23 protein-coding genes are annotated in these 23548 nt (G+C 65.2%); 17 read left to right on the forward strand and 6 right to left on the reverse strand.

Annotated elements, in window-relative coordinates:
• Position 1: 1 nt before the first annotated feature.
• The 4 genes from EWH10_RS14415 (at position 2) to EWH10_RS14430 (ending at position 3449) form a co-directional block, all read left to right on the forward strand.
• Positions 2-1633: a nitrite/sulfite reductase gene (locus tag EWH10_RS14415; RefSeq protein WP_044661889.1), complete on the forward strand. Its 1632-nt coding sequence runs from the start codon at positions 2-4 to the stop codon at positions 1631-1633.
• Positions 1626-2066 (forward strand): DUF934 domain-containing protein, encoded by a 441-nt coding sequence (locus EWH10_RS14420; RefSeq protein ID WP_044661888.1) that lies wholly within the window; start codon positions 1626-1628, stop codon positions 2064-2066. Before EWH10_RS14415 ends, EWH10_RS14420 begins: the two co-directional genes overlap by 8 nt.
• Positions 2059-2850 carry a phosphoadenylyl-sulfate reductase gene (locus EWH10_RS14425; protein WP_044661887.1) on the forward strand — a complete coding sequence of 264 codons (792 nt, stop codon included), beginning with the start codon at positions 2059-2061 and terminating at the stop codon, positions 2848-2850. Before EWH10_RS14420 ends, EWH10_RS14425 begins: the two co-directional genes overlap by 8 nt.
• Before the next feature lie 203 nt (positions 2851-3053).
• Positions 3054-3449: an MAPEG family protein gene (locus tag EWH10_RS14430; protein ID WP_025549398.1), complete on the forward strand. Its 396-nt coding sequence runs from the start codon at positions 3054-3056 to the stop codon at positions 3447-3449.
• Positions 3450-3553: 104 nt separating this feature from the next.
• Here EWH10_RS14430 and EWH10_RS14435 read toward each other — a convergent pair whose 3' ends face one another.
• Complete coding sequence (locus tag EWH10_RS14435) at positions 3554-5035, reverse strand: replicative DNA helicase (protein WP_025549399.1); 1482 nt, start codon at positions 5033-5035, stop codon at positions 3554-3556.
• Positions 5036-5157: 122 nt separating this feature from the next.
• Between EWH10_RS14435 and EWH10_RS14440 the strand changes: the two genes are divergently transcribed.
• From EWH10_RS14440 to EWH10_RS14465, 6 genes are all read left to right on the forward strand, one after another.
• Positions 5158-5640 (forward strand): UPF0262 family protein, encoded by a 483-nt coding sequence (locus EWH10_RS14440; RefSeq protein ID WP_025549400.1) that lies wholly within the window; start codon positions 5158-5160, stop codon positions 5638-5640.
• Positions 5641-5672: 32 nt separating this feature from the next.
• A complete protein-coding gene (locus EWH10_RS14445) occupies positions 5673-6338 on the forward strand; it encodes a glycoside hydrolase family 25 protein (RefSeq protein ID WP_044661886.1) in 666 nt (221 codons plus the stop codon).
• Positions 6335-6793 carry a cytidine deaminase gene (locus EWH10_RS14450; protein ID WP_044661885.1) on the forward strand — a complete coding sequence of 153 codons (459 nt, stop codon included), beginning with the start codon at positions 6335-6337 and terminating at the stop codon, positions 6791-6793. Before EWH10_RS14445 ends, EWH10_RS14450 begins: the two co-directional genes overlap by 4 nt.
• A gap of 6 nt (positions 6794-6799) precedes the next feature.
• On the forward strand, positions 6800-7354 hold the full coding sequence (gene dcd, locus EWH10_RS14455) for a dCTP deaminase (protein ID WP_044661884.1): 555 nt from the start codon (positions 6800-6802) through the stop codon (positions 7352-7354).
• A 43-nt stretch (positions 7355-7397) separates the two neighbouring features.
• A complete protein-coding gene (locus tag EWH10_RS14460) occupies positions 7398-8162 on the forward strand; it encodes a metallophosphoesterase (protein ID WP_044661883.1) in 765 nt (254 codons plus the stop codon).
• A 186-nt stretch (positions 8163-8348) separates the two neighbouring features.
• Positions 8349-11135, forward strand: a complete 2787-nt coding sequence (locus EWH10_RS14465; RefSeq protein WP_065847116.1) for a TonB-dependent receptor plug domain-containing protein — start codon at positions 8349-8351, stop codon at positions 11133-11135.
• A 291-nt stretch (positions 11136-11426) separates the two neighbouring features.
• On the opposite strand, the gene EWH10_RS14470 is transcribed toward EWH10_RS14465, so the two are convergent.
• Both EWH10_RS14470 and EWH10_RS14475 read right to left on the reverse strand, forming a co-directional pair.
• The gene (locus EWH10_RS14470) at positions 11427-12122 is read right to left on the reverse strand and encodes an anti-sigma factor family protein (RefSeq protein WP_044661881.1); all 696 of its coding nucleotides are present in this window, start codon (positions 12120-12122) and stop codon (positions 11427-11429) included.
• Entirely contained in the window at positions 12119-12607 is a 489-nt protein-coding gene (locus EWH10_RS14475; protein ID WP_044663090.1) for an RNA polymerase sigma factor, read from the reverse strand. Before EWH10_RS14475 ends, EWH10_RS14470 begins: the two co-directional genes overlap by 4 nt.
• A 91-nt stretch (positions 12608-12698) precedes the next feature.
• Here EWH10_RS14475 and EWH10_RS14480 point away from each other — a divergent pair, with 91 nt between their 5' ends.
• The 3 genes from EWH10_RS14480 (at position 12699) to EWH10_RS14490 (ending at position 15503) form a co-directional block, all read left to right on the forward strand.
• Entirely contained in the window at positions 12699-14021 is a 1323-nt protein-coding gene (locus EWH10_RS14480) for a S8 family serine peptidase (RefSeq protein ID WP_044661880.1), read from the forward strand.
• A gap of 100 nt (positions 14022-14121) precedes the next feature.
• A complete protein-coding gene (locus tag EWH10_RS14485) occupies positions 14122-14805 on the forward strand; it encodes a hypothetical protein (protein ID WP_044661879.1) in 684 nt (227 codons plus the stop codon).
• Positions 14806-15086: 281 nt separating this feature from the next.
• Positions 15087-15503, forward strand: a complete 417-nt coding sequence (locus tag EWH10_RS14490; RefSeq protein ID WP_044661878.1) for a hypothetical protein — start codon at positions 15087-15089, stop codon at positions 15501-15503.
• A gap of 282 nt (positions 15504-15785) precedes the next feature.
• Here the strand turns inward: EWH10_RS14490 and ctrA are convergent, their stop codons facing one another.
• Together ctrA and EWH10_RS14500 are read right to left on the reverse strand one after the other, a co-directional pair.
• Complete coding sequence (ctrA, locus tag EWH10_RS14495) at positions 15786-16493, reverse strand: response regulator transcription factor CtrA (protein ID WP_025549663.1); 708 nt, start codon at positions 16491-16493, stop codon at positions 15786-15788.
• Between the two features lie 209 nt (positions 16494-16702).
• Entirely contained in the window at positions 16703-17596 is an 894-nt protein-coding gene (locus EWH10_RS14500) for a LysR family transcriptional regulator (RefSeq protein WP_130030055.1), read from the reverse strand.
• A 107-nt stretch (positions 17597-17703) separates the two neighbouring features.
• Here EWH10_RS14500 and EWH10_RS14505 point away from each other — a divergent pair, with 107 nt between their 5' ends.
• Complete coding sequence (locus EWH10_RS14505) at positions 17704-18423, forward strand: pirin family protein (RefSeq protein ID WP_044661876.1); 720 nt, start codon at positions 17704-17706, stop codon at positions 18421-18423.
• A 125-nt stretch (positions 18424-18548) separates the two neighbouring features.
• On the forward strand, positions 18549-19148 hold the full coding sequence (gene wrbA, locus EWH10_RS14510) for an NAD(P)H:quinone oxidoreductase (protein ID WP_025549661.1): 600 nt from the start codon (positions 18549-18551) through the stop codon (positions 19146-19148).
• Positions 19149-19517: 369 nt separating this feature from the next.
• On the opposite strand, the gene EWH10_RS14515 is transcribed toward wrbA, so the two are convergent.
• Entirely contained in the window at positions 19518-20765 is a 1248-nt protein-coding gene (locus tag EWH10_RS14515; protein WP_044661875.1) for a threonine ammonia-lyase, read from the reverse strand.
• 97 nt (positions 20766-20862) lie between these two features.
• Here EWH10_RS14515 and EWH10_RS14520 point away from each other — a divergent pair, with 97 nt between their 5' ends.
• Both EWH10_RS14520 and EWH10_RS14525 read left to right on the forward strand, forming a co-directional pair.
• Positions 20863-21732, forward strand: coding sequence for an NAD(P)-dependent oxidoreductase (locus EWH10_RS14520; RefSeq protein WP_044661874.1), 870 nt, complete (start codon positions 20863-20865; stop codon positions 21730-21732).
• Positions 21733-21785: 53 nt separating this feature from the next.
• Positions 21786-23513, forward strand: coding sequence for an amidohydrolase (locus tag EWH10_RS14525; protein WP_044663089.1), 1728 nt, complete (start codon positions 21786-21788; stop codon positions 23511-23513).
• The last annotated feature ends 35 nt before the right edge of the window (positions 23514-23548 follow it).

Raw genomic sequence — 23548 nt, forward strand, 5'->3', positions numbered from 1 at the left:
CATGTATCGTTACGACAGCTACGACCAGTCCATCGTCGACGCCCGCGTCGAGGAGTTTCGCGACCAGACCCAGCGCCGCCTGGCCGGACAACTGACGGAGGACCAGTTCAAGCCGCTGCGGCTGATGAACGGCCTCTATCTCCAGTTGCACGCCTATATGCTGCGCGTCGCCATTCCCTATGGTACGCTGAGCGGCCGGCAGATGCGCAAGCTGGGCGAGATCGCGGCGAAATACGACAGGGGCTATGGTCACTTCACCACACGCCAGAACCTGCAATATAACTGGATCAAGCTGGCCGATGCGCCGGATATCCTTGCCGAACTGGCGACGGTCGAGATGCATGCCATCCAGACCAGCGGCAATTGCATCCGCAATATCTCGTCCGACCAATATGCCGGGGTTTCGGCGGACGAAGTGGCCGACCCGCGTCCCTGGGCGGAACTGTTGCGCCAATGGTCCACCTTCCATCCCGAATTCACCTATCTGCCGCGCAAGTTCAAGATCGCGGTGATCGCGAGCGAGGATGACCGTTCCGCCATGCGCCTGCACGACATCGGCCTGAAGCTGGTGTCGCGCGACGGCCGGACAGGCGCGGAAGTCTATGCCGGCGGCGGCATGGGTCGCACGCCCATGGTTGCGCCGCTTATCAGGGACTTCGTGCCCGAAGATGAGATCGTCTCTTATCTGGAGGCGTGCCTGCGCGTCTATAATCGCTATGGCCGGCGCGACAACAAGTACAAGGCGCGGATCAAGATCCTGGTCCATGAACTGGGCGTCGAGGAATATAAGCGGCAGGTCGAGGAGGAGTTCGCCCATATGCGGACGCTGGGCCTCAACCCGCCGACCGAGGAACTGGACCGCATCCGCGCCTATTTCGCCGGCCCCGCCTATGAAACGGGCCTGGAGGACAGCATCGACCGCAGCGATCCGGCCTTCGCCCTTTGGGTGGACCGTCAGGTCGCGGCGCACAAGCAGCCGGGCTATGCCATCGTCAACATCAGCCTGAAGCCGCGCGGCGGCATTCCGGGCGATGCCTCGGCGGAGCAGATCGCGCTGGTTGCGGAGCTGGCCGAACAATATTCGCTCGACGAGCTGCGCGTCACCCATGCGCAGAACCTGGTCCTGCCGCATGTGAAGATGGCGGACCTCCACGCCATCTGGCAGAAGCTGGACGAGGCTGGCCTTGCCGAGGCCAATCTGGACCTGATCACCGACATCATCGCCTGTCCGGGCCTGGATTATTGCAGCCTCGCCAATGCCCGCTCCATCCCGCTGGCGCAGAAGCTGTCGGAACGGTTCGCCGCGGCGGACCGGCAGAAGGAACTGGGCGAGCTGAAGGTCAAGATTTCCGGCTGCATCAATGCCTGCGGCCATCACCATGCCGGCCATATCGGCGTGCTGGGCGTGGACCGGAAGGGCGTGGAGAATTTCCAGCTTTCGCTCGGCGGGTCGGGCGCGGAGGATGCGAGCGTCGGACAGATCACCGGCCCCGGCTTTTCGGAGGACGGCGTGGTCGACGCGATCGAGAAGGTCACCAACCTCTATCTCGAACAGCGGGAGGAAGGCGAACGCTTCCTCGACACCTATCGCCGTCTTGGCATGAAGCCCTTCAAGGAGGCGATCTATGGTTGAGTTCCTGTCCTTCCGCGAAGGCGAAACCGGCCAGGAACCGGCGGTCACGGTCGAATCCTTCACCGGTCAGTCCAATTCGACCGCCGTCCGGATCGAAGCGGGCGAGGATGCCCGCGAGTTGCTGCCCCATCTGGACAGGCTGTCGCTGGTGGAGGTGAACTTCCCGGCTTTCGGCGACGGACGCGGCTATTCGGCGGCGCGGATATTGCGCGAGGCCGGCTATCAGGGCGAACTGCGCGCCGTGGGCGATGTGCTGGTGGACCAGATCGTCGCGATGCGCCGCTGCGGCTTCGACAGCTTCCGGCCCGACAAGGCGCTGGACGATGCCGCCGTGGAGCGCGCGCTCCATCGTTATGACGACGTCTATCAGAAGACGATCGACGGCCGCCGCCCCATCTGGGCGAAACGGCACCCGGAGACTGTAAATGGCTGAACCTGCCCGCCAGCTCGACGTAATCGACGCCCGCCCCGCCTTTACCCAGGCGGATGCGGATGCGCTCAACGCGCGCTTCGAGGGCGTCGACACGCTGTCGATGCTCAAGACCGTCTTTGCCGAGGGGCTGGCGGGCAATGTCGCCGTCGTCTCCTCCTTCGGCACGGAAAGCGCGGTGCTGCTGTCGCTGGTGGCCAAGGCGGACAGGACCGTGCCGGTGATCTTCGTCGACACGCTCAAGATGTTCCGCGAAACGCTGGATTATCGCGAAACGCTGATCAGCACGCTGGGCTTTACCGACAGCCGCGCCGTCACGCCCCATGCCGAAGTGCTGGCGGCGAAGGACGAGACCGGCCTGCGCTGGTCCTACGATCCCGACGGCTGCTGCGAAATCCGCAAGGTCGAGCCGATGAACCGCGCCAAGGATGGACTGGATGCGTGGATTTCCGGGCGCAAGGCGTTCCAGTCGGTGACGCGGCAGAACCTGCCCCGTTTCGAGGTCGAGGACGGCCGGCTGAAGATCAACCCGCTGGGCGACTGGACGAAGGACGATCTGGAGGCCTGGTTCGAGGCGGAGAAGCTGCCGCGCCATCCGCTGGAGGCGCAGGGCTATCTGTCCATCGGTTGCGAACCGTGCACGTCCAAGGTGCTGCCGGGGGAAGATCCCCGCGCCGGGCGCTGGCGCGGGTGGGACAAGGTCGAGTGCGGCATTCACTCGCCGGTGACGCCGATCCCCTCCCCCGCGGCCGATCCGGACGATCCGGCCAACCAGCCGGTGTTCTGACCGAAAAGGCGGTTGCGTCGAGAATATCCCGACTCGTGGGAATATTGCGCTCTTCCGATCCTCCCGTTGCGAAGAGAGCGCCTATGGCCCCGATGATGGGCGCCGGCAGTCAATCCGCCGCCTGCGGCAATCGAGACTTATGGCGCGGACCATGCGGGCGCGATATGGTCGGCGGTCATGACAGACTGAGCGGAGGACGAGATATGGCCGTCGAGCTGAAGATATTGGCGTGGAGTTGCGTGCTGCTGCTGGTCCACATCTTCGCGGCGGCGCATATCAAGACGCGGCAATATGGCACCAAATGGAACATGGGCGCGCGGGATGAGGAATTGCCGCCGCTCGATCCCGTCGGCGGGCGGCTGGTGCGGGCGCAGGCGAATTTCCTCGAAACCTATCCGATCGCGATCATCGTGCTTCTGGGCGTGGTGATCGCGGGGAAAACCAGCGGAACGACAGCCCTTGGCGGGTGGCTCTGGCTGGGCGCGCGGGCGGTTTACCTGCCGCTGTACGGCATGGGCATTCCCATGGTGCGGACCATTGCCTATCTCGTCAGCCTGGTGGGGCTGGCGCTGGTGTTCCAGGCTTTTGTTTCGGGCTAGGATGTGTGGGGATGCAGCCAATGGCAGGCTGCGAATGGCGGTTTTCCGAACTTCCGGCGGTCACATATTTTTAGCACGCCGCGGCTTGTGAAAGCCCTCTGGCTCTATTCGTAATCCTCCAGATAGCTGCCCTCCGCCAGGTCGGAGAAGCGGGTAATCTTCGCGTCGAACTTCATGCGGATGCGCCCGGTCGAACCATGGCGCTGCTTGGCCACGATCACCTCGGCCAGGCCGTAGATGCGCTCCATTTCCTGCGCCCATTCCAGATGTTCGGGGCTTTCCTTGTTCCCCGGCTCCTTCGCGGCGACATAATAATCCTCGCGGAAGACGAACCAGACCATGTCCGCGTCCTGTTCGATGGAGCCCGATTCACGAAGGTCCGATAGCTGGGGCCGCTTGTCCTCGCGCTGTTCGACGGCGCGGCTGAGCTGGGACAAGGCCAGAACCGGGCAGTTAAGTTCCTTCGCCAAGGTCTTCAGACCACGGGAAATTTCCGAAATCTCGTTGACGCGATTGTCGCCCTTTCCGGTGCCCTGGAGCAGTTGGAGATAGTCGACCACGACGAAGCCTATGTCATGCCGCCGCTTCAGCCGGCGGGCGCGGGTGCGCAGCGCGGCGATGGTCAGGCCCGGCGTGTCGTCGATGAACAGCGGCAGTTCCTGCAATTCCCGCGCCGCACGGGAGAGGTTCTGGAAATCGGCGCGGCTGATCTTGCCCATGCGCAGCGCTTCGCCGCTGATGCCCGACTGTTCGGCCAGAACGCGGGTGGCGAGCTGGTCGGCGGACATTTCCAGGCTGAAGAAAGCGGTCTTCGCGCCCATATTCTTTTCCGGCGGAATGCCGTCGGCATTGTCGCGCAGCCAGCGCGAGGCGGCATTATAGGCGATGTTGGTCGCCAGCGACGTCTTGCCCATGCCCGGACGACCCGCGAGGATCATGAGGTCCGAATTGTGCATGCCGCCGATCTTTTCGTTCAGGCTGTTGATGCCGGTGGTGATGCCCGAAACATGCCCGCCGCTGTTGAGCGCGCGCTCCGCGATCTGGACCGCCATGGTGGTGGCCGTGGCGAAGCTCTTGACCGACCCGGTCTCCCCCTCCCCCTCCGACACCTTGTAAAGCGCGACCTCGGCCTGCTCGATCTGTTCGCGGGGGTTTACGTCCTCGCTGGTATCCAGAGCGTTTTCAACGAGTTCGCGGCCGACATGGACAAGCTGTCGCAGCAAGGCAAGGTCGTAGATCTGCGTGGCGAAGTCGCGGGCGCCCAGCAGCGCCGCGCCATTGCCCGTCAGTTGCGCCAGATAGCCGACGCCGCCCAGTTCCTTGAGCGCCGGGTCCTGCTCCAGCATCGGTTTCAGCGTCACCGGGTTGGCGACCATGTCGCGCTCGACCAGCTTCATCACGGATTCGTAGATGCGGCCGTGCAGGGGCTCGAAGAAATGCTCCGGCTTGAGCTTGAGCTGCACATCCTCGGCAATGCGGTTGTCGATCATCAGCGCGCCCAGCAGGGCGGCCTCCGCCTCCACATTGCGGGGGAGTTCGGTGATGCCGGCTTCTGCGGCGGGGGTGATTTGCACGAGTTCGACCATTGTCCCCTCATCGCGCCGAGCAACCGCCCTTGCAAGGCGGAACGTTGAAAGCATTCGGAAAAGCTGTGGACAAGAGTCCCCCTTGCTTTTCGGCGCGTGTCGCCGCACTGACCATAGCGTCCATGGCCGATCCGCGCATCATCGATATCACGCTCGACGAGCGGACGATCCTCTGGCGCAATGCCGATGTGGAGCAGGAACGGCGCATCGCCATCTTCGACCTGCTGGAGGACAATTATTTCGAGCCGCAGCGCAGCCATGAGGACGGCTATGCCGGCCCCTACAAGGTGCACCTGCGTGTCGAGGAAGGCCGGCTGGTCATAGAGATACGTCGGGAAAATGGCGATCCGCTGGAGGCGATCATCCTGAGCCTGGGCCGGTTCCGCCGCCCGATCCGGGACTATTTCGCGATCTGCGACAGCTATTACCAGGCGATCAGCAACGCATCGCCACAGCAGATCGAAACGGTGGACATGGCACGCCGGGGCATCCACAATGCCGCCGCCGAGACGCTGATCGAGCGGCTGGACGGCAAGATCAAGGTCGATTTCGATACGGCCCGTCGCCTGTTCACGCTGATCTGCGTCCTGCACATCAAGGGGTAAGGGGCATCCGTATCATCAGTGCCGGCCATTTCATGGCCCGTTTTTGCTTGTTTCTTGCCGTCCTGGGCCTGATGGCCCTGGGCGGATGGCTCTATGCGCGCGAATGGGCGCCGGATCGGGGGGCGTTTCCGACCCAGGGCGTGTCGGTATCCTCGGACAATGGCTCCATCGACTGGGGCACGCTGGCGGCACAGGGGGCGGATTTCGCCTATATCCGCGCCTCGCGCGGCGGGCGCTTGCGCGATCCGGCCTTCGAGGCGAACTGGGCAGGCGCGCGGGCGGCGGGGCTGCGCTATGGCGCGGCGCTGGATTTCAGCCTGTGCGCCAGGGCTTCGGAACAGGCGACAGGCTTCATGACCATGGTTCCGCGGGACAATGCCGCGCTGCCGCCGGTGATCAGGCTGGCGTTCGAGCCGGGCTGCCGGGCGCGGCCGGGGCAGGACGCGGTGCTGTCGGAACTGAATACGCTGATCAACCTGATCGAGAGTCATGCGGGCACGCCGGTCCTGCTCAACGTCAGCGACGATTTCGATGCGCAATACGCCATTGCATCGGGGATCAACCGGACCTTATGGCTGGACCGCAATTTCGTCGCGCCCGATCGCGAGAAGCGCAAATGGGTGATGTGGACAGCCAATGATATGCGGCATATCGACGGCATCGACGGACCGGTGCGATGGGATGTGATGGCGCGATGAATGCGACGGAAAAGCTGATCGGAGCGGCGCGGACGGCGATGCGCCATGCGCACGCGCCCTACAGCCGCTTCGCCGTGGGCGCGGCGGTGCGGCTGACCGACGGGCAGATCGTGACCGGCTGCAATTTCGAGAATGCGAGCTACGGCCTGTCGCTCTGCGCCGAAACGGTGGCGCTGGCGGCGGCCAACGCGCAGGGCCGCCTTGCCGATGTGGAGGCGATCGCGGTCGTGGGCGGCGCCATGGGGCCGGACGGCTCCGTATCGGGAGACGCCATCGTCACCCCCTGCGGCCGGTGCCGCCAGATCATGAACGAAGCCGAGCAGATGGCCGGGCGCACGCTTGCCATTTACTGCGCGGCGCCGGAAGGAGACGCGCTGGCCGAACATCGCGTCGCCGAACTCCTGCCCCATGCCTTCGGCCCCGCCGATTTGGGCATCACCCCCAGAAAGAGCTGAACAGCCATGTCGATATTGTCGGATAAGTGGATTCGCGAACAGGCCCGGACCAGCGGCATGATCGAGCCGTTCGTGGAAAGCCAGCGGCGCGACGGCTGCATCAGCTATGGCCTCTCCTCCTACGGCTATGACGCGCGGGTGGCGGACGAATTCAAGATCTTCACCAATGTCGACAGCGCCGTGGTCGACCCCAAGGATTTCGCCGCCAACAGCTTCGTCGACCGCAAGACCGACGTCTGCATCATCCCGCCCAACAGCTTCGCGCTGGCGCGGACGGTCGAATATTTCCGCGTGCCCCGCGACGTGCTCGTGATCTGCCTTGGCAAGTCCACCTATGCGCGTTGCGGCATCATCGTGAACGTGACGCCGCTGGAGCCGGGCTGGGAAGGGCATGTGACGCTGGAATTTTCCAACACCACGCCGCTGCCCGCCAAGATCTACGCCAATGAGGGCGCGTGCCAGTTCCTGTTCCTTAAGGGCAACGAGCCGTGCGAGACCAGCTATGCCGACCGCGCGGGCAAATATATGGGGCAGCAGGGCGTCACATTGCCGCGCCTGTAACGCTGTGCGACAGTGGCGGCATGATGTGTGAGGCAAGCCCGCCATGCTGATGCCGTTCCGCAGGCGGAAGGCGCGGGACGATGCGTCCCTCCCCAGCGTGGGTGGTGACAGGCGCGTCTATGCCATAGGCGACATTCACGGCCGCGACGACCTTTTCGCCCAATTGCTGGACCGGATCGCTCTGGACGAGGCGGAGCGCGATCCCCTGCCCCGGCTGCTGGTCCTGCTGGGCGATCTGGTCGACCGGGGCCCGCAGTCGCGGCAGGTGGTGGAAAGGGCGATGGGCCTGGCGCGCTCGACCGGCGACATCCGCTTCCTCAAGGGCAATCATGAGGAGATGTTCATCGCAGCCGCCCGCGGAAAGGCGCAGGCGGCGCGCCTCTTCCGCCGATATGGCGGGGTGGAGACGCTGGCCAGCTACGGCCTGGGGGCGGAGGACAGCGCGCTTATGAGCGACGAGGCGATGGCGCGGTGGATGCTGGCCCATGTCCCCCGCGATCATGTCGATTTCCTGGACGACTTTGCCGATATGCTGCCGCTTGGCGACTATCTCTTCGTCCATGCGGGGGTGCGGCCTCGCGTTGCGCTTGATGCCCAGATTCCTGCCGATCTGCGGTGGATCAGGGGCGATTTCCTGAACCATGGGCGACATTTCGGCAAGATGATCGTGCATGGCCACAACATCAGCGAGGATGTGGATGTGCAGCCCAACAGGATCGGCATCGACACCGGCGCTTTCTGCAGCGGCCGATTGACCGCGATCGGGTTGGAAAAGGACCAGCGCTGGTTTCTGCGGACCAGCGCCTGATCCGGGCTGAGCGCCATTTGTAATATTATAATAAGATAATCTCATTTCCCGCTGATTTCCCGATCCTTTATCGGTCGCATCCGATCGTTCCTGTCCGCCGCTCCGTAATGGATGGCGGGTCGGGACCTTTTCTTCGTTGGAAGATGTCGGAACGGCAAAAAGCCGTCTGCAACAGGGGAACAATCGATGCGCATTCGCCATGCACTGGCGGGGTTCGCCCTCGCCACATGCCTTGTTTTGCCCACGGAGCTGATGGCATCCTCGAAAATGGACGCCACCCTGTCGCAGCGGCACAAGTTCGACATCGCCCCGCAGCCGCTGAGCAGCGCCCTGCGCCAGCTTTCGACCCAGTCGGGCGTGCGCATCCTCTTCCCCTATGACGAGGTCGCATCGATCCGCAGCCGGCGCGTGCAGGGCTGGCTGTCGACCGAAGACGCGCTGGAACGGCTGCTGGCCGGAACCGCGCTCAAGCATAGCGAGGCGGGCGTCGGCGTCATCGCCCTCGCCGTGCCGGCCAACCGCACCGTCGCCCATCGCAGTCCGCTGGCGGTCCAGCTTGCGCAGGTCGGCGTGGCGGGGGCGTCGGCGGCCCCGGTCGCCATGGCGCCCGCCGATGGGGACGATGCCTCGGCCCCGATCATCGTCACGGGAACCCGCCAGACCACGCGCACCGTCGCGGAAAGCCTGGCGCCCATCGACGTGCTGAGCGCCAGGGACCTGGAGGCGAGCGGCAAGCAATCGGTGCGCGACCTGCTGGGCACGCTGGTGCCGTCGATCAACGTGTCGAACAGCGGCGCGGGCGCCAGCTTCGCCGTCAAGACGCTGTCGCTGCGCGGCCTTGCGGGCGACCAGTTGCTGGTGCTGGTGAACGGCAAGCGGCGCCACAATACGGCGACCCTGTTCATCAACGGCACGACCCAGAACGGCCAGTCGCCGCCCGACCTGGACCTTATCCCTTCCTCCGCCATCGAGCGGATCGAGGTGCTGCGCGACGGGGCGTCGGCGCAATATGGGTCCGACGCGATCGCAGGCGTGGTCAACATCCTGCTGAAGAACGATGCCAGCGGAAGCGCGTCCTTCCTGGGCGGCGCCACGGCGGACGGCGGCGGCGAACAGGGCCGGTTCCAGATCAGCAAGGGCTTCGGCGTCGGGGACGGTGGCCATGTCCATTTCACGCTGGACGCCTTCCTTCAGGGCCGCACCTATCGCAGCGCGCCCAATCCGGGCCAGTTCTACGCGCGGGTGGGCCAGCTCTATTCATCGGCCACGGGTGCGCTCGACCCGCGTGAGGCGACCGTCGATCGCGACGTGAACCGGGGCGGCCAGCCGCAGGTGTCGGGCATCAACTTCGCCTATGACCTGTCGCTGCCGGTGAGCGATCAGGTCGAACTTTACCTGTTCGGCACGGCGTCGCGCCGGCATAGCGACGCCTGGCTGACCTATCGCTTCCCCGACGCGCCGAACAACATCCCCGAACTGTTCCCCAATGGCTACAGCCCGCATCTCCACATCTATGACGAGGACTTCCAGACTGCGGCGGGGCTGCGCGGCGACCTGTCCGACACATTCCATTACGATCTGTCCAGCAGCTTTTCCCGCAACTGGGTGAAATATCGGGAAAGCTCGGTCATCAACGCCTCGCTCGGTCCGGCCAGCCCGACCGACATGTATATCGGCGCCGTCACGTCGAAGGAGTGGACCACCAATCTCGACCTTCAGAAGACGGTCGATCTGGGGCTGGCCGAACCGTTGCTGGTGGCGCTGGGCGCGGAATATCGCTGGAACGGCTATGCCATCGGTGCGGGCGACCCCGTTTCCTATATCGACGGCGAATACCGGTCGACCACCGGCCCCAATGCCGGTGTGCTGCGGACATCCGGGTCGCAGGGGGTGACGGGTTTCCCCCTCTCCTCCGCCGGGAAATGGAGCCGCGACAATTGGAGCGCCTATCTGAACCTGGAACAGCAGGTCGTGGAGGGGTTCGAGGTCGCGCTGGCCGGGCGGCATGAGGATTATTCCGACTTCGGCACCACCGACACCGGCAAGGCGTCGGTGCGGATCGAGCCGGTGCGCGGCCTGGCGCTGCGCGGCACGGCCAGCACCGGCTTCCGCGCGCCGACCCTGCAACAGCAGCATTATTCCTCCGCCAGCACGATCAATGTCGGCGGCGTGTTGCTGCCCGTATCCGCACTGCCGGTCGATTCCGCCGCGGCCGTCGCGCTTGGCGCCACGGCCCTGAAGCCGGAAAAGTCCAGAAACCTTTCGGCCGGCATCGTCCTCACGCCGACACCGCGCCTCAACATCACGGTCGACGCCTATCAGATCAAGATCAGGGACCGCATCCTGCTGTCCGAAACCCTGCAGGGCCCGCTCGTGCGCAGCGTGCTGGCGGCGGCGGGCATCACATCCTCGGCGGGCGGCTTCTACTTCTCCAACGCCGCCGACACCCGGACGCGGGGGCTGGACGTGGTCAGCACCTGGCGGGCGGGCCTGGGCGACTGGGGCAATGCGCTGTTCAGCCTGTCGGCCAATTTCAACAAGACCGTCTTCACCCATGTCGATGCCGTGCCGCCGGTACTGGCCAATTCCCAGCTGGTGCTGATCGGCCGGTCGAAACAGGGCGACTTCACCAAGGGCACGCCGCGCGACAAGTTCATCGCCAACATCCTCTGGACCAAGGGGCCTGCCAGCCTGAACCTGCGCGCCACGCGCTACGGCAAGGTGACGATGGTCCATCCGACCACGCCTTCCCTGGATGCGGAAATCGATCCCAAGGTCATCTTCGACCTGGAACTGGGGATGGAACTGCGCAAGGGCATCAAACTGACGGCCGGGGCGAACAATCTGTTCAACAGCTATCCCGACAAGCTGCCCACTTTGCTACAGGGCAACGGCTTTTCCCTTTACAACCAATATTCGCCCTATGGGACCAGCGGCGGATTTTATTATGGGCGGTTGAATTTCGAGTTTTGAGCGAAGCGGCCATGGGGATGCGTTAGCCTGTTCCTGCTGTGCCATTGGGGCCGGCTTTGGCCCTTTTAAGACCTTCCTCCTCCCTTGAGGAAGAAGGACAGGAAGCTTTGGGGGCGAAGGGGGCTGGGTTGATTGGGAAGGGGAAAGCGGGCCTGCTGCCCGCGCGATCCCCTGGATCGCGCCCCCCTCACCCAGCTACGACTAGGCAGCAAGCTGCCAAGTCTGCGCAGCCCTCTCCCTTAAGGGAGAGGGATAAAGCGAGTGTCCGATACCACCCTTCCTTCAGCTATCCTATTGCCAACGCCTGTCCTTCGCCGCCTTCTCCTGCGCGGCATCGAGGGGGGAGCCGTCCATCAAGGCATCGACAGTCGCCATAAGACGCGCATCGCCCGAGGATGCCTGCCGATAGGCCCCTTCCCGTCCCGCGCCCGGCACGAGCTGCTGCACCTGCCAGCCTTGCCCCTCGCGGCAGGCGACGCCCGACAGGGCCTGCCCTTCGAAGCTGCGGCACCATCCGCCGCCCTTGCGCCGGAAGCTGAGGCCGATGCGGATCGGCGCTTCCTCCTGCGCGGAAGCGAGCTGGGTTTCGAGCGCCGACGCCAACTCGCCCTGTGCGACCATCGTGCCCCGCTCTATTGAAATCGGACCGTCGCTCCCGCCGGAAAAATGCCCGACGCCAAGCCCCAGCAGCAGGCTCGCGGCGATGGCGCCGCCCATGGCCCAGACGCGCCGACGCGCCTGGACCGGACGGGCGAACGGGACGACCTTCGCATCCTCCTGCAACAAGGTCCGCATCGCGGCCGGCACAGGCTCGGCTTCGATGGGCGCATAATGGCCGGCCAACCGCTCCCGCAGGCGAACATGCATGTCGAGCCGCGCGGCCAGCGCCGGGTCTTCCGCCACGGCACGTTCGACGCGCCGCCGGTTCACCTCGTCCAATTCGCCGTCGACAAAGGCGATCAGCATGGCTTCGTCCATGTCCGTCATGCCGCTTCCCCCAGCAGTTCGATCAAAGCGCCGCGCCCGCGCACCAGCCGCGAGGTCAGCGTGCCCATTGGAATGTCCAGCACCTCCGCCGCCTCCCGGTAGGACAGCCCCTCCACCAGCACGAGCGCGATAGCCTCCCGCTGCTCGTCGGGCAGGCTTTGCATCGCGCGGTCGACATCGGACAGCATGACATGCGCCTCCACATCGCGGTCGCCCGCATGGCCGACATGCTCGCCCGCCTCCTCCGGCGCGAAGGTGCGGGCGGCGCGCTGCCGGGAGCGGCCCTCGTCGATCCACAGATTGCGCATGATCCGATACATCCAGCTATCCAGTCTCGTCCCCGGCTGCCATTGATCGCGTGCCCGGAGCGCCTTTTCCAACGCCGCCTGGCAGAGATCGTCCGCATCGGCGCGATCCCGCGACAGGCTGGCGGCAAAGCGCCGCAGCCGGGGCAGGATCGCCAACAGATCGCTTTCGAACGACATCCGGTCTCCATTCAGCTTCCTGAAGGATGAAACGGCTGCCGCCGCACGTTTCATCCCTGAGCATGGATCTTGTATCGGAAATTTTTTCGCAATGAATCATTTTGAGAGCGAAAGGACCGGAAGGCAGTCTGATGGTGGAAGTGCCGGCGGTGGAGAGGTCGAGATGAAATTCGCGCGTCGATGGATCGTTGCCGGCTTGCTTCTGACCGCACCGGGCGCGCAGGCCCAGTTGCTGCCTTCGCCGGGCAGCACCCTGGGTCAGGTGAGCGGCCAGGCAGGCGGCATCGTGCCGCATGTGATGGATCGGGTGGAAGGAACGCTGGATCAGGCCGGGCTTGAGCGGCTGTCGCCTGCCCGGCTGGCCGACCGGCTGTTGGCGGCGCGGGCGGCGCGGATCGACGATCTGGTGCGGCGGCATGCCGATTCGGTGGAACTGGACGACCGGCGCGAACCGGCGCGGCGCGGCGTCATATTGCTGACCGGGGCGCGGCCGGAAAGCGTCGCCGCGCTGCGTTCCGCCGGCTATGGCGTGGAAGATGCCGCCATAGAGGGGCTGGACCTTGCCGTGACCCGCCTGACCGTGCCGCAGGGCCGCAGCCTGTCGCGTGCGTTGAAGCAGGTCCGGTCCCTCGCCCCGGAAGCGCAGGCCAGTGCCGACAATCTCTATTTCCCCAGCGGCGCTTCCATGGGTCTTGCCGCCGCCGCGCTTGCGGAAACCGCGTCGGTTGGGGGCAAGGCGGCGGGGCTGATCGACGGCGGGGTGGCCCGGCACCCCAGCCTGACCGGCCCGATCGAACAGCGGGGTTTCGCCCGAGGGGCTCCCCGCGCCAGCGCGCACGGGACGGCGGTCGCCTCCCTCATCAGCGGCACGGGCAGCATAAGGGGCGCAGCGCCCGGCGCGCCCTTGCTGGTGGCCGATGTCTATGGCGACGACCCGGCGGGCGGCAGCGCCTTCGCAATGGCGCGGGCGCTTGGCTGGATGGCGGCGCGCGGGGCCGATGTCGTGACGGTGAGCCTGGTGGGCCCGGACAATCCCCTGCTGGCCGGCGCCATCCGTCTGGCGCGGGAACGTGGCGTGTCCGTGGTTGCGGCGGTCGGCAATGACGGGCCGGCCGCGCCGCCGGCCTATCCGGCCTCCTATGCGGGAGTGATCGCCGTCACCGGCATTGACGGGCGGGGCCGCGTCCTGCCCGAGGCGGGGCGGGCCCGTCATGTGGATTTCGCCGCGCCGGGGGCGGACATGAATGCGGCCCGGGCCGATGGCGGCAAGGGTAAGGTCCGCGGTACATCCTTCGCTGCGCCGCTGGTGGCGGGACGGCTGTTCGCCAAGGGCAGCGTGGCGGCCCTGCGGGCGGAGGCGAAGCGGGGCTCCGGCCTTAGCATCATCTGCGGCACTTGCAGAAATAATGATTGATTTTCAATGATTTGAAAGTTTTTTCCGACATTTTGGGATTAAATCCGATCGCCGTCGCGTTGTCCTGTCATCGGATCGACAACGAACAAGGAGACGATCGATGAAAGTCAAGTTCCTGATTGCAACCGCCGCTCTTGCCGCCCTGACGGCCGCGCCCGCCTCTGCCCAGTTGCTGGGCGGCGGTGGCGGCGGCATGCTGGGCGGCGGCCTGGGCGGCGCGCTGGGTGGCGCGGGCGGATCGTTGGGCGGCACGCTCGGCGGATCGGGCGGCGTCGGCCTCGACCGCAGCATCGACCTGGAGAATGGCCGCGTCGGCGCCAGCGGTTCGGGCCATGGCAGCGGCAGCGGTTCCGCCTCCGGATCGGTCAGCCGCCATGGCAAGAGCCGCAGCGGCAGCGCTTCGGGCTCCGCCAGCGGATCGGCAGGCGGCAGCCTGACGGCCGACACGCTGGGGACAGGCGATGTGCGCAATGCCGTGGGCGGCCTGCGCGACCAGGCCGGCAACACGGCCGGCGCGGCGCGGGACCGGGCCGCTGGAACCGTCGCCGAAACCAAGGACCGCGCCAGCGCCACCGCAGGAGCAGCGCGGGACCGCGCCGCCAACGCCGTGAGCCGGACACGTTCGGCAGCAGGCAATGCCGCCGGCAGCGCCGCGGGCGCGGCCAACGGTGCGGCGAACGGCGCGAGCGGCCTGGGGTCCGTCGATGCTTCCGGACAGCTTTCGGGCGGCGGACAGGCTTCGGGTTCGGCCAGCTCGGCCGCTTCGGATCAGGCGGCCAACTGACCTCGCCCGGAGGCGACATATCCCCGACCGGCTTTCAGCCGCATTGCCGCCTCACCGCCTGATCGAAGGCCGGCGACCCTTATCGGGCCGCCGGCCTTCCCTCTTTCTGAAGGAAACGCTAAAAGCCTTTGATATAAATGGTTTAAGATGATGGCACTTTTCATGGCGCGCCTGAATGTCTACACCGTCATTTCATATGGGTCCGGCCGGCAGTGTCGAATGGAGCCAAGGGTCGCCATAGGTGCGTCGCGGCACCAGATATTGAAGAGATACGGGACTGAATGTCCGTTTCGGATTCCGATTTCGCCTCCAAGCGGCTGCATGACCGCCAGCGTCGGCTGCTGAAGGCGCGCATGCGTCATCCGGATTATGGCGAGATCGACATCCTCGTTCGCGACGTGTCGGAAATGGGCCTTGGCGGGCGGTGCGAGCTCGACCTTGCCGTGGGGGAAAGCGTCGTCATCCTCCTGCCCGACTGCCGACCGGCGCAGGGAAAGATCGCATGGCGGAAGGGACAGAGCTTCGGCGTGCATCTGGAGGCGCAGATCAATCCGGAGGTGGTGAAAAGTCGCATCCCCGCCGATCGCCCGGCTGAGGGGTATCAGGTGCCCGAGGCGTTCCGGCCATCGGCGGAGACGAAGCGGCCCGGATTCCGGACGCGGTTACAGGGGCCGGACACCAATAATAAATGGCGGTGATTTCGCTCTGCCTGAGCAGGCGATCCACATTCGGCCGTTTGGATGGCGCGACGCTCATTTGCTGCGTCCGATTTAACGCAGCGCGCTCAAGAGCGGATTCCGATCCGATTGCATCGGCTCGACTGCTCTAAGTTTTTGTTTTGTCGCGTTTTCCGAGTCAGCAGATGATTCCATCTGCCTGGGAAACGCTCCAGGAGCCCGTCCCGTAGAGGCGAAAAAAGGAAAAAGGCCGCCGATCCTGTCAGGATCGCCAGCCTTTTCTTCCTGTCGCAATGGCTCGGATCAGGCGACTTTGGTCGCGAATTCCTCCGCCTCGTCCGGATCGCGCAGCACATAGCCGCGGCCCCAGACGGTTTCGATGTAATTCTCCCCGCCGCAGGCCAGCGCCAGCTTCTTGCGCAGCTTGCAGATGAAGACATCGATGATCTTGAGTTCGGGCTCGTCCATGCCGCCATAAAGGTGGTTCAGGAACATTTCCTTGGTCAGCGTCGTGCCCTTGCGGAGCGAAAGCAGCTCCAGCATCGCATATTCCTTGCCGGTCAGGTGGACGCGGTTGCCGTCCACCTCCACGGTCTTGGCGTCCAGGTTGACCGCCAGCTTTCCAGTGCGGATGACCGACTGCGAATGGCCCTTGGACCGGCGCACGACCGCATGGATGCGGGCGATCAGTTCCTCGCGGTGGAACGGCTTGGTCACATAATCGTCGGCGCCGAAGCCGAAGGAGCGGACCTTGCTGTCCATTTCCGCCACGCCGGACAGGATCAGCACCGGCGTCTGCACCTTCGCCGCGCGGAGCTTCTTGAGCACGTCATAGCCATGCATGTCCGGCAGGTTCAGGTCCAGGCAGATGATGTCGTAGTCGTAGAGCTTGCCGAGGTCGAGACCCTCTTCGCCAAGGTCGGTCGTATAGACGTTGAACCCCTCCGTCGTGAGCATCAGCTCGATCGCCTTCGCGGTTGTCGGTTCGTCTTCGATTAGCAGCACGCGCATGTGAAGCCCCTTTGCGTAGCAGTCCCGTTCACCCCCAGAGAACGACGGCCGCTCCAATTCATTAACCAAAAAACTTCTGAAGGACAAAGGTTAATTTTTCGCTAACCGGCAGGAATCCGCGAGTCGTGGGATTTTGAATCTGTTTTCAACATTTTGCAGCCGAAATGATTCAGATGGAGTCAAGATGGATTCACCTGTGGAACGAGTCCTCAACAGCCATGATGGCGGGTAAGGAAATCGAGCACGGCGTCCACCCGGGCCGGCCGCAGACGCGATGGCGGCGTGACCAGGTGGATGCCGAATGGCGGCGGCCGCCAGTCGACCAGAATCTCCTCCAGTTCGCCCGATGCAAGCGCGTCCCCGACAATGAAATCGGGCAGCCGGGCAATGCCGACGCCGGTGCGCAGCGCGGGCAGCATCGCCTCTCCGCTGTTGACCGTCAGCCGGACGCGCACCTGCACCACGACATTCTGCTGGCCGGGGCCGGAAAAGCGCCAGACGTCGGGCGTCGGGGTATTGGAATAGCAGAGGCAATCATGGCTGCCGAGGTCGGACGGATGGGTGGGGCGTCCCCTTTCCGCCAGATAGGCGGGCGATGCCACGACATGCAGCTTGACGTCGGCCAGGCGCCGGGCGCGGAGCGAGCTGTCCGGCATGTCGGCAATGCGGATGGTCGCATCCAGGCCCATTTCCACCAGATCGATGCGCGCATCGGACAGGTGGAGGTCGATGTCCACCTGCGGGTTCTGCTTCGTGAATTCGGCGACCAGCGGCGCGACGCGAAGCAGGCCGAAGGTCATCGGCGCGCCCAGCCGGACCGTGCCGGAAAGTTCGGCCGTTTCGTCCCTCGCCGCTTCCTCCGCCGCCTGCCCTTCCGACAGGATGCGCGCCGCATGCTCGGCCAGCCGCTTGCCGCTCTCGGTAAGGGCCAGACGGCGGCTGGTGCGGCTGAACAGGCTGGTATCCAGATGCTGCTCCAGCCGCGTCACCGCCTTGGAGACGGTGGCCTTGGAAACGCTCAGCGCCTTGGCCGCGTCGGTGAAGCTGCGATGCTCGACCACGGCGGCGAACATCGCCCATGCCTCGAAATCGGGAAGACGCATAAGGAAACAATCCGTTTCAATGCTGCTTATTCAAGAAACGATCCTGATCGCTAGATTGGCGGAAAGCAAGCCGGAACCTTCCGGCAACGCAATCGAAAGGCCTGAATATGAGCACGACAGTCGGGAGCCGCATCGAACGCCGCCCCTTCGCGTCCCTCGGTCATGCCGACCATGGCTGGCTGAACGCGCGGCACCATTTTTCCTTTGCGGACTATCATGATCCCGCCCGCATGAACTGGGGCGCGATCCGGGTTTGGAACGATGATGAAATCGGCCCCCGCTCCGGCTTTCCGCCGCATCCGCATGCGGACATGGAGATCATCACCTATGTCCGCAAGGGCGCGATCACCCATCAGGACAGCCTGGGGAACAGGGGCCGGACCGAGGCCGGCGACGTTCAGGTGATGAGCGCGGGCACCGGCATCCGCCATGCCGAATATAATCTGGAAGAAGAGACGACGACGCTCTTTCAGATCTGGGTCACGCCCCGCTGTCGCGGCGGCCAGCCGAGCTGGGGCGCCAAGCCCTTTCCGAAGGGCGACCGGTCCGGCAAGCTGGTGGTCCTGGCAAGCGGCCATGCGGAGGATGTGGAAGCGCTGCGCATCCGCGCCGACGCCCGTCTGCTGGGCGGCACCGTCAGGGCGGGCGAAAGCGTGACCTACGACAGTGCCGAAGGACGTCATCTCTATCTGGTTCCGGCGACCGGGCGGGTCGAGATCGACGGCCAGATCTTCGAGGCGCGCGACGGCGCTGCGATCATCGGCGGCGCGCCCATCACCATCAAGGCGATCGAGGACGCCGAAATCGTCCTGGTGGACAGCGAATAAGGTCCGTCCCCTTCCCCCGGACGGGCCGAAAGGCCGCCCGCGCTTCTCCCCCCTCCCTCTGCGCGGGCGGCCGATTTTTTCGAAACCTTTTTACGATCAACGCATTAGACGAAATGGAGATACTCATGGCAAAGGTTCTGGTTCTCTACTACTCCTCCTACGGCCACATCGAGACGATGGCGAAGGCCGTGGCGGAAGGCGCGGCGGCTGCCGGCGCGCAGGTCGACATCAAGCGCGTGCCGGAGACGGCGCCGCTGGAAGTGGCGCAAGCCGCTCATTTCAAGCTCGATCAGGAAGCGCCGGTCGCCACTGTCGCGGAGCTGGCGGATTATGATGCGATCATCATCGGCACCGGCACCCGTTTCGGCCGCATGTCGAGCCAGATGGCGGCCTTCCTCGACCAGGCAGGCGGCCTCTGGGCGCGCGGCGCGCTGAACGGCAAGGTAGGCGGCGCTTTCACCTCGACGGCCAGCCAGCATGGCGGGCAGGAGACCACCCTGTTCTCGATCATCACCAACCTGTTGCATTTCGGTCTGGTGATCGTCGGCCTGGACTATGGCTTTGCCGGACAGATGGGCGTCGACAAGGTCCGCGGCGGATCACCCTATGGCGCCACCACGCTGGCGGATAGCGACGGCAGCCGCCAGCCCGGCGAGGAAGAACTGGCGGGCGCACGCTATCAGGGCCGGCGCGTTGCGGAAACGGCACTGAAACTGCACGGATAACGCATCGCTGCGCCGTCTGTACGGTGCAGTCGTTGAGAGCCTTGGGTCGCAAGGCATCAACGCAAATGGGGGGCCGGCGCATGGGACTGCGCGCCGGCTCCCTTTATTTTCGGGTTTTGCGGGAAGTGGCCAGTGCAAGACCTTCCTTCTCCCTTGAGAAGGACGGGAAGCCCTGGCGACGAAGGAGTTCAGGCTGATCTAGACGAGGGGGAGCGGGCCTGCGGTCCGTGCGATCCGTTGGATCGCAACCCCTCACCCAGCTACGACTAAGCAGCAAGCTGCCAAGTCTGCGCAGCCATCTCCCTCAAGGGAGAGGGATAAAGTGGGTGTCCGCTTCCCACCCTTCTGCTCGCCCAGTCTTCAATCAGGCTAGGCGACCTCGATCGGCGCGACCTCATAGCCCACTGCCCGCAGGGCGGCGATCAGGCGTTCCAGATGGGCGCCGTCCCGCGTCTCGCATTCCACGTCGAGGCTGAGGCCCTTGGCAGGCAGATTGGTGAAGATCCGCTGGTGCGACAGTTCGAGGATGTTGACCGCTTCCTGGTCGAAGATCCGCGCCACATGGAACAGCGCGCCCGGCCGGTCCTGCAGGATGATGCGCAGCCGCGCCAGCCGGCCCGAGCGCGCCAGGTCGCGCAGCAGCACATTGGCCAGCAGCCGCGTATCGATATTGCCGCCGGTCAGGATCAGCCCGACGCTGCGCCCGGCGAACAGTTCCTTGTGCGTCAGCAGCGCCGCGAGGCCGGCGGCGCCCGCACCCTCCACCACCGTCTTCTCAATCTGGAGCAGCAGGCTCACCGCTTCCTCCAGATGGCGCTCGCTGACCAGCAGCACATCGTCCGCCAGCCGCTCGACGAAGCGGCGGGTGAGTTCGCCCGGTTCCCTGACGGCAATGCCCTCCGCCAGCGTATCGCCGTCACAGGGCAGGTTGGCGCCCTTGATATAGTCGTACATCGACGGATAAAGCTCCGCCTGCACACCATAGACCTTGATGTCGGGCTTCATCGCCTTGGCTGCCGTCGCCACCCCCGAAAACAGGCCGCCGCCGCCGATGGGCACGATCAGCGTGTCGATCTCCGGCGCGTCCTCCAGCATTTCCAGCGCGACCGTGCCCTGCCCCGCCATGATGTCGGGTTCGTCGAACGGATGGACGAAGGTCAGGCCCTGCTCGACCTCCAGCAGCCGCGCATGGGCATAGGCGTCGTCGAACTTCTCGCCGAACTGGACGACGGTGGCGCCATGACCCTGTGTCTGCGTGACCTTCACCGTGGGCGTGGTGTTGGGCATGACGATGGTGACCGGCACGCCCAGCCGCTTGCCGTGATAGGCCAGGCCCTGCGCGTGATTGCCCGCGGAAGCCCCGATCACGCCCTTCCGCTTCGCCTCCTCATCCAGCTGGAGCAGGCGATTGAGCGCGCCGCGTTCCTTGTAGGCGGCGGTGAACTGGAGATTTTCGAACTTCAGATACACTTTGCAGCCGAACATGGCCGACAGCGTCTGGCTGACCAGCGTCGGCGTATGCACGACGGAGCCGGAAATTCGCACCCGCGCCGCGAGGATGTCGTCGACGGAAATGGGCAGCGGCACGGCGCTCTCTATCTTGCTCAGCGTGTTCATGGCGCGCCACCTAGCTTAAAATTGCTTCGGAAGGAACTGGCACTGACCGAAAACTCTGCCTATGGCTTGCGGGCGCGCATCCAACTGATCGAGGCATATGGCTAAAATCGCGTTTATCGGCCTGGGCGTCATGGGCGGCCCGATTGCGGGGCATCTGGCGAAGGCGGGGCATGAGCTGACCGTCTACAACCGTTCCATCGGCAAGGCGAAGCGCTGGGCGGAGGCCTATGGCGGCGCGGTCGCGATCAACCCGGCCAAGGCTGCGGAGGATGCGGAGATCGTCATCAGTTGCGTCGGCACCGACGACGATCTGAGCCAGATCACCCTGGGCCGCGACGGCGCCTTTCGCTCGATGAAGCCGGGCGGCCTGTTCATCGACCATACGACGGTGTCGGCGCGGATCGCGCGGCAATTGTTCGTGGAGGGCGAGAGCCGGGGGCTGCATTGCGTCGACGCGCCGGTGACCGGCGGTCAGGCCGGGGCGGAAAAGGGCAGCCTTGCAGTCATGTGCGGGGGCAGCGAGCCCGCGATCGCAGCCGCCCGGATCGTGATGCAGGCCTATGCGCCGCGCATCGTCCATGTCGGGAAGGCAGGCGCGGGGCAGACCGCCAAGATGGTGAACCAGATCTGCATCGCGGGCGTTGTGCAGGGCCTGGCCGAAGCGCTGCGGTTCGCGCAGGCGGCTGAACTGGACCTCGACACATTGTTCGAGGCGATTTCCGGCGGCGCGGCGCAAAGCTGGCAGATGGACAAGCATTGGAAGACGATGGCGGCGGACAGTTTCGATTTCGGCTTTGCGGTGGATTGGATGCGCAAGGATCTGGGGCTGGCGCTGGAGGAAGCGCGGGCCAATGGCGCCACCCTGCCGGTGACGGCGCTGATCGATCAATTCTATGCCGATGTGCAGGCCATGGGGGGCCACCGGCAGGACACCAGCGCGCTCGTTCGGCGGATCACGCGGGCATGAACAAGGCCGGCATGACCAGCAGCGCCGTCCGCCCCGGGCTTGACCCAAGGACAATGCGCCGCGGCGGCAAGCTCCGCGCGAACGGACGCAGGATTGCCGTCGCCCTTGCCCTGACGCTGCCCGTCCCTGCGCTGGCTTCGGGCATCATCGACAATGTGAACGGCATCGCGCTGGATGCCAATGGCCGCGTGGTGCGTTTCCGGGCGCTCACCATCGACGATGAGGGCAAGGTGGATAAGCTGCTGCCCGACCGCTATCGGGAGCCGGAGCAGCCGCGCCCCCGGAAGCGGAAGAAGAACGAGCCGGAGCAGGCACAGCCCAGCCGCCCCGACTTCAAGCTGGACGCGGGCGGCAAGACGCTGATCCCCGGGCTGATCGACGCCCATGGGCATGTGATGGGCTATGGCCTGTCGCTGATCACGCTGGACCTTTCGGAAACCAAATCGCTGGCGGAGGCGCAGGCGAAGATCAGGGCCTATGCCGCCGCCAATACGGGCCGGAAATGGATCATCGGCAAGGGCTGGAATCAGGAGCTTTGGGGCCTGGGCCGTTTTCCGACGGCGGCCGAGCTGGATGCTGCGGTCAGCGACGTTCCGGTCTGGCTGGAACGGGTCGACGGCCATGCGGGCTGGGCCAATTCGCTGGCGATCAAGGCGGCGGCCGTCACCGCGGCGACCAAGGCGCCACCCGGCGGCCGGATCGAAATGGCGGCGGGAAAGCCTGCGGGCGTGTTCGTCGACAAGGCGATGGATCTGATCACGCGCGTCGTGCCCCCGCCGGCGCCCAAGGATCGCGACATCGCGCTGGAGAAGGCGCAGCAGGCGCTGCTGCGGCAAGGCATTACCGGCATTGCCGACATGGGCACCAGCATCGACGACTGGCAGGCCTTTCGCCGTTCGGCGGACCGCGGCGCGCTGCGGGTGCGGATCATGTCCTATGCCTATGGCCTTGAGAATATGGTGCTGATCGCCGGGCCTGAGCCGACGCCCTGGCTCTATGACGATCATCTGCGCATGGGCGGGGTCAAGCTGATCCTGGATGGCGCGCTTGGATCGCGGGGGGCCTGGCTGAAGGCGGACTATGCCGATGCGCCGGGGCAGCGCGGTCTGGCGATGATCCCGTCCACCCAGCTTCGCAACATCATGAGCCGGGCGGCGATGGACAATTTCCAGATCGCGGTCCACGCCATCGGCGACGCGGCGAACAGCGAAGTGCTGGATGCGGTGCAGGAACTCAGCGAAACCTACAAGGGCGACCGGCGCTGGCGCATCGAGCATGCGCAGATCGTCGATCCGGCGGAACTGCCGCGCTTCGGGCAATATGGCATCGTCGCGTCGATGCAACCGGTGCATCAGACCTCCGACTGGCGCATGGCCACGGCGCGGCTGGGCGAGGCGCGGCTGAAGGGCGCCTATGCGTGGAAGGCGATGCTGGACAATCGCGTGCCGCTGGCCTTCGGGTCGGATGTACCGGTGGAAAGCCCCAATCCCTTTCCCGGCATCGCCGCCGCCATGACGCGGGAAGATGCATCGGGGCAGCCGGCAGGCGGATGGATGCCGGAACAGCGGGTAAGCTTCGAGGCGGCGCTGGACGGTTTCACCAGGACGGCAGCCTATGCGGGCTTCGCGGAAAAGCGCTTCGGCAGTCTGGTGCCGGGGCAGCGGGCGGATTTCCTGCTGATCGACCGGGATATTTCCACGTCAAGTCCGGTCGAGATTCGCGGGACGCAAGTGCTGGAGACGTGGATCGGCGGCAAGCGGGTCTATGTGAAGGGGCAGTAGCGGCGGCCAACATGGCGTCATCCCGTTCACTGCCG

Origin of the sequence: Sphingobium fuliginis, assembly GCF_004152845.1 — a bacterium.
GTDB classification, from domain to species: domain Bacteria; phylum Pseudomonadota; class Alphaproteobacteria; order Sphingomonadales; family Sphingomonadaceae; genus Sphingobium; species Sphingobium fuliginis.

Excerpts from the sequence above, each read along its gene's own strand:
- EWH10_RS14415 (WP_044661889.1), top strand. The coding sequence starts at position 2 with ATGTATCGTTACGACAGCTACGACCAGTCCATCGTCGACGCCCGCGTC.
- EWH10_RS14420 (WP_044661888.1), top strand. The coding sequence starts at position 1,626 with ATGGTTGAGTTCCTGTCCTTCCGCGAAGGCGAAACCGGCCAGGAACCG.
- EWH10_RS14425 (WP_044661887.1), top strand. The coding sequence starts at position 2,059 with ATGGCTGAACCTGCCCGCCAGCTCGACGTAATCGACGCCCGCCCCGCC.
- EWH10_RS14430 (WP_025549398.1), top strand. The coding sequence starts at position 3,054 with ATGGCCGTCGAGCTGAAGATATTGGCGTGGAGTTGCGTGCTGCTGCTG.
- EWH10_RS14435 (WP_025549399.1), bottom strand. The coding sequence starts at position 5,035 with ATGGTCGAACTCGTGCAAATCACCCCCGCCGCAGAAGCCGGCATCACC.
- EWH10_RS14440 (WP_025549400.1), top strand. The coding sequence starts at position 5,158 with ATGGCCGATCCGCGCATCATCGATATCACGCTCGACGAGCGGACGATC.
- EWH10_RS14445 (WP_044661886.1), top strand. The coding sequence starts at position 5,673 with ATGGCCCGTTTTTGCTTGTTTCTTGCCGTCCTGGGCCTGATGGCCCTG.
- EWH10_RS14450 (WP_044661885.1), top strand. The coding sequence starts at position 6,335 with ATGAATGCGACGGAAAAGCTGATCGGAGCGGCGCGGACGGCGATGCGC.
- dcd (WP_044661884.1), top strand. The coding sequence starts at position 6,800 with ATGTCGATATTGTCGGATAAGTGGATTCGCGAACAGGCCCGGACCAGC.
- EWH10_RS14460 (WP_044661883.1), top strand. The coding sequence starts at position 7,398 with ATGCTGATGCCGTTCCGCAGGCGGAAGGCGCGGGACGATGCGTCCCTC.
- EWH10_RS14465 (WP_065847116.1), top strand. The coding sequence starts at position 8,349 with ATGCGCATTCGCCATGCACTGGCGGGGTTCGCCCTCGCCACATGCCTT.
- EWH10_RS14470 (WP_044661881.1), bottom strand. The coding sequence starts at position 12,122 with ATGACGGACATGGACGAAGCCATGCTGATCGCCTTTGTCGACGGCGAA.
- EWH10_RS14475 (WP_044663090.1), bottom strand. The coding sequence starts at position 12,607 with ATGTCGTTCGAAAGCGATCTGTTGGCGATCCTGCCCCGGCTGCGGCGC.
- EWH10_RS14480 (WP_044661880.1), top strand. The coding sequence starts at position 12,699 with ATGAATCATTTTGAGAGCGAAAGGACCGGAAGGCAGTCTGATGGTGGA.
- EWH10_RS14485 (WP_044661879.1), top strand. The coding sequence starts at position 14,122 with ATGAAAGTCAAGTTCCTGATTGCAACCGCCGCTCTTGCCGCCCTGACG.
- EWH10_RS14490 (WP_044661878.1), top strand. The coding sequence starts at position 15,087 with ATGTCCGTTTCGGATTCCGATTTCGCCTCCAAGCGGCTGCATGACCGC.
- ctrA (WP_025549663.1), bottom strand. The coding sequence starts at position 16,493 with ATGCGCGTGCTGCTAATCGAAGACGAACCGACAACCGCGAAGGCGATC.
- EWH10_RS14500 (WP_130030055.1), bottom strand. The coding sequence starts at position 17,596 with ATGCGTCTTCCCGATTTCGAGGCATGGGCGATGTTCGCCGCCGTGGTC.
- EWH10_RS14505 (WP_044661876.1), top strand. The coding sequence starts at position 17,704 with ATGAGCACGACAGTCGGGAGCCGCATCGAACGCCGCCCCTTCGCGTCC.
- wrbA (WP_025549661.1), top strand. The coding sequence starts at position 18,549 with ATGGCAAAGGTTCTGGTTCTCTACTACTCCTCCTACGGCCACATCGAG.
- EWH10_RS14515 (WP_044661875.1), bottom strand. The coding sequence starts at position 20,765 with ATGAACACGCTGAGCAAGATAGAGAGCGCCGTGCCGCTGCCCATTTCC.
- EWH10_RS14520 (WP_044661874.1), top strand. The coding sequence starts at position 20,863 with ATGGCTAAAATCGCGTTTATCGGCCTGGGCGTCATGGGCGGCCCGATT.
- EWH10_RS14525 (WP_044663089.1), top strand. The coding sequence starts at position 21,786 with ATGCGCCGCGGCGGCAAGCTCCGCGCGAACGGACGCAGGATTGCCGTC.